7 protein-coding genes are annotated in these 7,846 nt (G+C 69.3%); all 7 read left to right on the top strand.

The window, feature by feature from the left end:
- The first annotated feature begins 242 nt into the window (after positions 1-242).
- The 7 genes from ACWF79_RS32575 to ACWF79_RS32605 all read left to right on the top strand — a co-directional run bounded on the left by ACWF79_RS32575 (position 243) and on the right by ACWF79_RS32605 (position 7,787).
- Positions 243-629 (top strand): YybH family protein, encoded by a 387-nt coding sequence (locus ACWF79_RS32575; RefSeq protein ID WP_453731791.1) that lies wholly within the window; start codon positions 243-245, stop codon positions 627-629.
- Positions 630-775: 146 nt separating this feature from the next.
- Entirely contained in the window at positions 776-2,122 is a 1,347-nt protein-coding gene (locus ACWF79_RS32580; RefSeq protein WP_453731792.1) for an FAD-dependent oxidoreductase, read from the top strand.
- Positions 2,123-2,207: 85 nt separating this feature from the next.
- Positions 2,208-2,570 (top strand): nuclear transport factor 2 family protein, encoded by a 363-nt coding sequence (locus ACWF79_RS32585; protein WP_453731798.1) that lies wholly within the window; start codon positions 2,208-2,210, stop codon positions 2,568-2,570.
- A 53-nt stretch (positions 2,571-2,623) separates the two neighbouring features.
- A complete protein-coding gene (locus ACWF79_RS32590) occupies positions 2,624-3,919 on the top strand; it encodes a nucleotide disphospho-sugar-binding domain-containing protein (protein ID WP_453731793.1) in 1,296 nt (431 codons plus the stop codon).
- A gap of 74 nt (positions 3,920-3,993) precedes the next feature.
- Positions 3,994-5,172 (top strand): acyl-CoA dehydrogenase family protein, encoded by a 1,179-nt coding sequence (locus ACWF79_RS32595; protein ID WP_453731794.1) that lies wholly within the window; start codon positions 3,994-3,996, stop codon positions 5,170-5,172.
- Between the two features lie 100 nt (positions 5,173-5,272).
- Positions 5,273-6,733, top strand: a complete 1,461-nt coding sequence (locus ACWF79_RS32600; protein WP_453731795.1) for a flavin monoamine oxidase family protein — start codon at positions 5,273-5,275, stop codon at positions 6,731-6,733.
- Between the two features lie 160 nt (positions 6,734-6,893).
- Complete coding sequence (locus ACWF79_RS32605; RefSeq protein ID WP_453731796.1) at positions 6,894-7,787, top strand: NAD(P)-dependent oxidoreductase; 894 nt, start codon at positions 6,894-6,896, stop codon at positions 7,785-7,787.
- The last annotated feature ends 59 nt before the right edge of the window (positions 7,788-7,846 follow it).

The raw sequence follows: 7,846 nt of genomic DNA on the forward strand, positions 1-7,846 counted from the left end.
TGCGGTTGCGCAATTCCTTTTTCAGCAACCCAGACTGAGGCTTCCCGAGGACAGTAACAGCGAGGCGGACGAGCCCCTCTCAGTCACCAGTCACGGGGCAGTAATCACCGGAAGAACGGCGTGGTGAGGGGCCTGTTACTTGCCGATGAGCGGCTAATGGGAGCCGACCGGTTACGGTCGCTCCGACTTCATCCGAGCACACGTTTACCGAGAAGTCCACAGGAAGCGGAGCGGACTGCATCATGGCGAATATCGAGCTCACCAGCGACGCCGAAAAGCACACCGATCTCTACGTCCGGGCCATCAACTCCGGGGACGCGGAGGCGGTCAACGCGATGTACACCCCGGAGGCCGTGGCCGCCTGGGAGAAGGGCAAGCCGCTCACCGGCCGGGAGCGAGAGGTCTACGTCGAGGAGTTCCTCAAGCTGAAGCCCGTCATGACCGCCACGACCCGGCACGCGTACGTGACGGGTGACACCGCCCTCCTCGTCGTCGACTGGACGATGGAGATCGTCCACCCCGACGGCACCAAGGAGAACGGCGAGGGCGTGGGCCTCGACGTGCTGCGCCGCGGCGAGGACGGCAACTGGCGCTACGCGATCGACGACCCGTACGGCGAGTCGAAGTAGTCGGCCGGTACGGCGAGTCGAAGTAGCCGGCCGGTAGGGCGAGTCGAGCCAGTCCGCCCGTACGGCGAGTCGAAGTAGCGCCGCCCCCCAGGCCCCGGTCGGGGCGAGTCGAAGCAGCGGACCCGTAGACCTTGAGGAGCACTGAGATGACCCCAGCGCGTCAACGCGTCGGAGACCACGCGGTCGTGCTCGGCGGCAGCATGTCGGGGCTCTTCGCCGCCCGCGTGCTGTCGGACGCGTACGAGAAGGTCACCGTGGTGGAGCGCGACGAGCTCACCGGCGACCGCGGGGTGCGGCGCGGAGTCCCCCAGGGGCGGCACCTGCACGCCCTGCAGGCGCGTGGTCAGCAGGTCATCGAGGAGCTGTTCCCCGGCATCAGCGACGAGATGATCGCCGCCGGGGCCGCCACCGGCGACGTGGGGTTCAACACCCGCTGGTACTTCAACGGCAAGCGACCGCAGAGGGTTCGCACGGGGCTGCGTGCCGTGGCCGCGAGCCGCCCCTTCCTGGAGCGCCATGTCCACGAGCGGGTCGCCACGCTGCCGAACGTGGTCTTCCGGAGCGGACACGACATCCTCGGCCTGGAGACGACGCCCGACCACGCCCGGGTGACCGGGGTGAGGGTGCAGGCCCACGGCGGCGGCACGGCCGAGGAGACGATCGGTGCCGATCTGGTCGTGGACGCCACGGGCCGTGGCTCCCGCGTGCCGGCCTGGCTGGAGGAGTTCGGCTTCCCCCGCGTGGAGGAGTCCCGGCTGAAGGTCGGCGTCGGCTACACCACCTGCCGCTACCGGCTGACGTCCGACCCGTACGACGACGAGATCTCCATCGCCGTGATCGCCTCCGCGGGCCTGCCGCGCGGCGCGATCATGACCAAGGTCGAGGACGACCTGGTCACCCTGACCGCGTACGGGATCCTCGGCGACCACCCGCCGACCGACCGGGAGGGCTTCCGGGTCTTCCTCAAGTCGCTCGCCGTGCCCGACATCTACGAGGCGGTGCAGGACCAGGAGCCGCTGGAGGACCCGGTCGCCTTCAAGTACCCGGTCAGCGTCCGGCGCCACTTCGAGCGTGTGACGCGCTTCCCCCAGGGGCTGCTGGCGACCGGAGACAGCGTGTGCAGCTTCAACCCGACGTACGCGCAGGGCATGACGGTCGCCTCGCTCGGCGCGCTCGTGCTGCGCGAGCACCTGGCCGCGGGATCGGCACCGGTCGCCGCGGAGTACTTCCGCGACGTCGCGCACCGGGCGGTCGACGGGCCGTGGGAGGCGATGACCATCAACGACCTCGCCTTCCCCGGAGTCGAGGGCAGGCGCACCCTGTCGACGCGCATGGCGCACGCGCTGACGTCCCGCGTCCAGGCGGCGTCGACCCGGGACAGCGCGGTGACCGAGGCATTCCTGCGCGTCGTCGGACTCATCGATCCGCCCTCGACGCTGATGCGCCCGGCAATGCTGACCCGGATCCTGCGCGGCTCCCGCGCCGCGTCCTGAACCACCGGGCCGCCCCACCGGCCCGGGCCCCCCGTCCCCCCCCCATCCCCTCCACGACGAGACCAAGGCGGTTCCCGCAGTGAGCATGGACATCAAGAACGCCTCCGAGATCATCCAGAAGTACATCGACACCTGGAACGAGCGCGACGGCCGACTGCGCCGGGAGCAGATCGCCGAGGTTTTCGCCGAGGACGGGTCGTACATCGACAACAACCTCGACGCGCCCGTCCAGGGGCATGCCGGACTCGACGAGTACATGGCCTACTTCCACCAGGAGTTCGCCGAGTACGGCTTCTCCCTCGTCGCGGTCCTCAACGCGCACAACAACCTCGCCCTGTTCAGCTGGCGCTGGGGCGCTCCCGGCGCGCCGGCCGCCGCGGCCAGCGGCACGGACGCCGTGGTCTTCGAGGACGGGCGCATCAGCAAGGTCTACGGATTCCTCAACTAGCCGTCCCCGTCGTTTCCGACGGACCGAAAGCGCACGCCGAGAGGGAACCTTCCATGCGCGTTCTGTTCACCGTCCTTCCCGCGAAGGCCCATGTGAACGCGGTCGTACCGCTGGCCCGGGCCCTGCAGGGTGCGGGACACGAGGTCCGCGTCGCGACCACGCATCCGGACGCGACGGGTCCCGTCGTCGCCGCGGGCCTCACCGCCGTACCGCTCAGCGACGAGGACTACTTCCCGCCGATGAGGGTGGACGAGAAGAAGCTGGAGCTGATCACCGAGAAGCTGGCGCTCGGCGACGAGGACGGCGGGGTGTGGCAGGAGTTCCGTACGATCGTCATGCCGCCGATGTCCATCTTCTACCCCACCGGTGATCTCACCGACGAAGCCGGCGACGGCCGCGAGCATCCCTCGATGGTGGACCGCCTCGTCGGGTTCGCCACCCAGTGGCGGCCGGACCTGGTCCTGTGGGACCCGACCTGGCTCGCCGGCCCCGTGGCGGCCCGGGTCAGCGGCGCGGCCCACGCCCGTCTGATGTGGGGCGAGGACTATTTCGCCTGGGTCAAGGACCGCTTCGACGAGCGCCCGGAACTGGCGGAGCTGGGCCTGCGCAACCCACTGGTCGAGATGGCCGAGCCGGTCGCCGCCAGGTACGGACTCGCCGTGGACGACGAGCTGCTTCTCGGGCAGTGGACCGTCGACCCGATTCCCCCGGGGTTGCGGCTGCCCACGAGCACCCGGACCGTCTCCGTCCAAGCGCTCCCCTTCGGCGGCGCGGACGTCCTGCCCGAGTGGCTGTACGGGGCCCCCGAGCGCCCCCGGGTGGCGCTGACGCTCGGCACCACCTCTCGTGAGTACGAGTTCGGGGCGGATGAGCAGGAGCGCCTGGTCGCGACCATGCTCGAGGTCGCCGGCGGGCTCGACGTCGAGGTGGTGGGTGCGCTCAACAGCCGGCAGCTGGCGGGCCAGCGGGTGCCGGACAACTTCCGGGTGGTCGACTACGTCCCGTACACGGCCCTGCTGCCCACCTGCTCCGCGGTGATCCATCACGGCGGGTACGGCATCTCCGCGGCCGCCGCGGCGTACGGCGTCCCCCAGCTGCTCCTGCTCCAGGACCACAACTGGTGGCACTCCCGGTGGACCGCGCGGTACGTGACGGAGCGCGGCGCCGGTCTCGCGCTGGACCCGGCGCACTCCACCGTGCCGCACATGCGCGAGCAGCTGCTGCGCGTGCTCCGGGAGCCCGGATTCCGCCGCGGCGCGGAATCCCTCTACCGGGATCTCCTCGCGACACCGACCCCGAACGACATCGTTCCGCTGCTGGAAAGGCTGACCGCGGAGCACACGAAGTAACCGCGGAGCACACGAAGTGATCCCCTCGTTTCCCCCCTCGCTTTTCCGCACCACCAACCGCAAGGAGAATCAGGATGACCGCGGCTGACACGGAGACCGCAGCTGTACTGAAGGCAGTGACGGACCTCGTCCCGAAGCTGAGGGAGAACGGGCTGGCGGCCGAGGAGCGCCGCTGGGTCCCGGAGGAGAACGTCGAACTGCTGGAGAAAGCCGGTGTGTTCAGGGCCGCCGTGCCCCGGCGCTTCGGTGGCCTCGACCTGCCGCTGGCCGACCAGGTCGAGATCTTCACGGAGATCGCGCGGGGCTGCGGCTCGACCGGCTGGCTCTCGGTCGCCTGGGTCACCAGCGGGTGGATGGCCACCCTCTACCCGGACCGTACCCAGGAGGAGGTGTTCGCCGAGCCTTCGGTGCGGATCTCCGGCGGCTTCACCCCCAGCGGGATGGTGACGCCGACCGAGGGCGGCTATCTCCTCAACGGCAGCTGGCGCTTCAACTCGGGCTGCCGGGCCGCCCATTGGGACCTGCTCGCCGCGCTCCTGGAGCACCCGGACGGCCAGTACGAGCAGGTCTTCGCGATCGTGCCGATGTCGGAGCTGTCCATCGCCGACGACTGGGACGTGACCGCCGCGCAGGGCACCGGCAGCTCCACGGTGACGGCCGAGAACGTCTTCGTGCCCGCGCACCGGGTCGCCGGCGGCGAGGACGCCGTCAACGGTACCTCCGGCGACCGGTCCAACACCGGGGCCACCGGCCGGAACTACGGGCTGGTCGGCGTGGTCATGGCCGCGTCCGTCGGGGCGTACATCGGCATGGCGAAGGCCGCCCTCGAACTGTTCGTCGGGCAGGTCAAGGGCCGCCCGATCGCGTACACGCACCACGAGGACCAGTCGCAGCACCCGCTGACCCAGATCAAGGTCGCCACCGCCGCCAACAAGATCGCCGCGGCCGAGGGGCTCTCCGCCGGCTACCTCAAGATCCTCCAGGACCGTGCCGACGCCGGAGAGCAGCCCACCCTGGAGGAGCGCGCCGCGATCCGCGGCCAGTGCGGTTACGCGCTCCAGCTCACCAAGGAGGCCGTGGCGGAGCTGCACTCGGTGAGTGGCGCGTCGGCCATCGCCCGCAAGGCCCCGTTCCAGCGGTTCTACCGGGACATGATGGGCCTCTCCCTGCACGGAATGATGGCGCCGCACACCAACCTCGAAGTGCACGGCCGCGTGCTGCTCGGGCTCGACCCGGACACCGAACTCCTCTGAAACGTCTGCCGTCAACGGCAGCAGTCCACGCATATCCGAAACCCCCAGCCGGGCCCATGACGTGGCCCGCCCGGGGGTTTCGGCGAACTGGGAAGGAATCATGGATACTGCACGGGATTTGCTCGCTTCCATACCCGGCCGGCGCACCTCGCGGCGCTCGCTGCTCAAGGTGGCGGCCGGCTCCGCGGTGGCCGCCGGGGCCGGGGCGGTCGGACTCGGGGCCGCGTCCCCGGCCGCCGCCGAAGAAGCGACCGGTTACGACGCCATCGTGATCGGCGCGGGCTTCGCGGGGGTCACCGCGGCCCGCGAGCTCCAGTCGAAGGGCCTGCGGACACTGCTGGTCGAGGCGCGCAATCGCATCGGGGGGCGCACCTGGACCAGTACGTTCCTGGGAAAGCAGGTCGAGTTCGGCGGTACCTGGATCGACGAGATCCAGGTCAACGTCTGGCGCGAGGCGCAGCGTTACAACATTCCGATCGTCTCCGACTCGGACCCGTTGGACCGGGCGATCTACCCGGGCCCGGAGGGCGTCGCGACGTACACGCCCGACGAGGTCTTCACGCGTGAGGCGACCCTGCTCGGCAAGGTGATGGAGGGGACCGAGGGCTTCTTCCCGCGCCCCTACGAGCCGTTCCACAACCTGGCGGGGCTCATCGAGCCGGACAAGCTGTCCCTGCGCGACCGGCTCGACCAGCTGCGGCTCAGTCCCGAGGACGACCGCTGGGTGAGCGCCATCACCGGCGGCTACTCCGGCGGCAGCAGCACCTACGGCGCGTACACCATGCTCGCCCACTGGTGGGCGCTGTGCGGGCGCAATTACGGCGGGTTCATGGGGGTCAACGTCGACCGTCCCGCCCCCGGGATGAAGGGCCTTCTGCAGGCCATGCTCGACGACGCGCGGCTCTCCGGGCTGAAGCTGAGCACCCCGGTCGCGCGCATCGAGAACACCAACGCCGGTGTGCAGATCACCACCCGCGCCGGTCAGCGGATTTCGGCCAAGGTCGCTGTGGTGGCGCTGCCGGTGAACGTGTGGAAGAACATCAACTTCGGGACGGCGGGGCTGCCGAGCGAGTTCCTGGCACTGTCCAAGGAAGGCATGGCTGTCCAGTCGGCGCAGAAGATCTACCTGCAGCTGCGCGGCCAGAACATCGGCCGGTTCGTGGCGCAGGCGCCTGAGGGCTACAAGCTCGTGTCGATGCTGACCCAGCACATCCTGCCGGACGGTCAGATCGCGGTGGCCTTCAGCGCCGACCCCACCCTGGACGGCAACAACCTGGAGCAGGTGCGGGCGGCGGTGCGCCAGCTCGACCCGAGCCTGGAGGTCGTGTCGGTGAAGGCGCAGCACTGGGGCCGTGACGAGTTCTCGCTCGGTGGCTGGACGTTCCGCCGTCCGGGCCAGCTCACCACGAAGCTCCGTGCCGTACAGCAGCCGGTGGGCCGGCTGACGTTCGCCACCAGCGACATCGCCACCGGCTGGGCCGGTTACGTGGACGGCGCCGTCGAATCGGGCTTCCGGGCCGCGAAGCAGGCGCTGGAACTGACCTCGCGGGCAGTCGCATAACCTCCGCCGCGGCCGATTCGGCATCCAGCCAGGATGACCTGAAATCCCTCTCCGACGCCTCACTTACTTTTTTGTAAGTACTTGAGGGGTGGTGAAATCGCTGCCTACCATCTCAATGAATGGCGTCCGGATACCAATTTCCACAAGGAGACATCGCTTAATGTCCAACAACAACGCTCGGGTGTCGGTCGTCGGCCTCGGTCTCATGGGTCAGGCGCTCGCTGCGACTGTTCTGGGGAACGGCTACCCGACCACCGTGTGGAACCGGTCCGCCGACAAGGCCGACGCGCTCGTCGCCGAGGGCGCGAAGCTCGCCGGTTCTCCCGCAGAGGCGGTCGCCGCGAGTGACGTCATCATCGTGTGCGTGTCGACGTACGAGGTCACGCGCGCCCTGATCGACCCGCTGGCCGAGCAGCTGGCGGGCAAGACCCTCATCAACCTCACCACGGGCACGCCCGAGGACGCCCGGTCGACCGCCGCATGGGCCGCCGACCACGGCATCACCTACCTCGACGGTGCGATCATGGCGATCCCGCCGCTCGTCGGCACGCCGCAGGGGCAGTTCTTCTACGGTGGGAAGAAGGAGGTCTTCGAGGCCAACGAGACGCTCCTGATGCAGCTCGGTGGCGCGTCCGTGCACGTCAGCGAAGACCCCGGGGTTCCCCTCATCTTCGACCTGGCGCTGCTCACCGTCCTGTACGCCGCCGGCCAGGGCTGGGGCCACGCGCACGCGCTGGTCAACACCGCGGGCATCTCCGCCCAGGAGTTCCAGCCCTACGTCAACACCTGGGTGCAGTACGTGGTCTCGGCCGCCATCGCGAGCCAGGACCAGGCGCGTGTCATCGACGAGGGCGACTACGCGACCGAGATCTCCAACGTCAGCACCAACCAGCTCGCGCTCGGCCACATCATCCAGGCGAGCAAGGAGCTGGGCGTCGACGCCTCCTGGCTGGAGCCGGTCAAGAAGGCCGCCGACGAGCTGGTCGACGAGGGTTACGGCAACGATTCCTTCGCCCGCACCTTCGAGAAGGTGAAGGCGAAGAACAAGAAGTAGCCATCACTGGCCTTCTTGCCGGGTCGGCTCGTTGCGTCGGAATTCGTTCCGGCGCAACG

Source organism: Streptomyces sp. NPDC054975 (assembly GCF_053609105.1).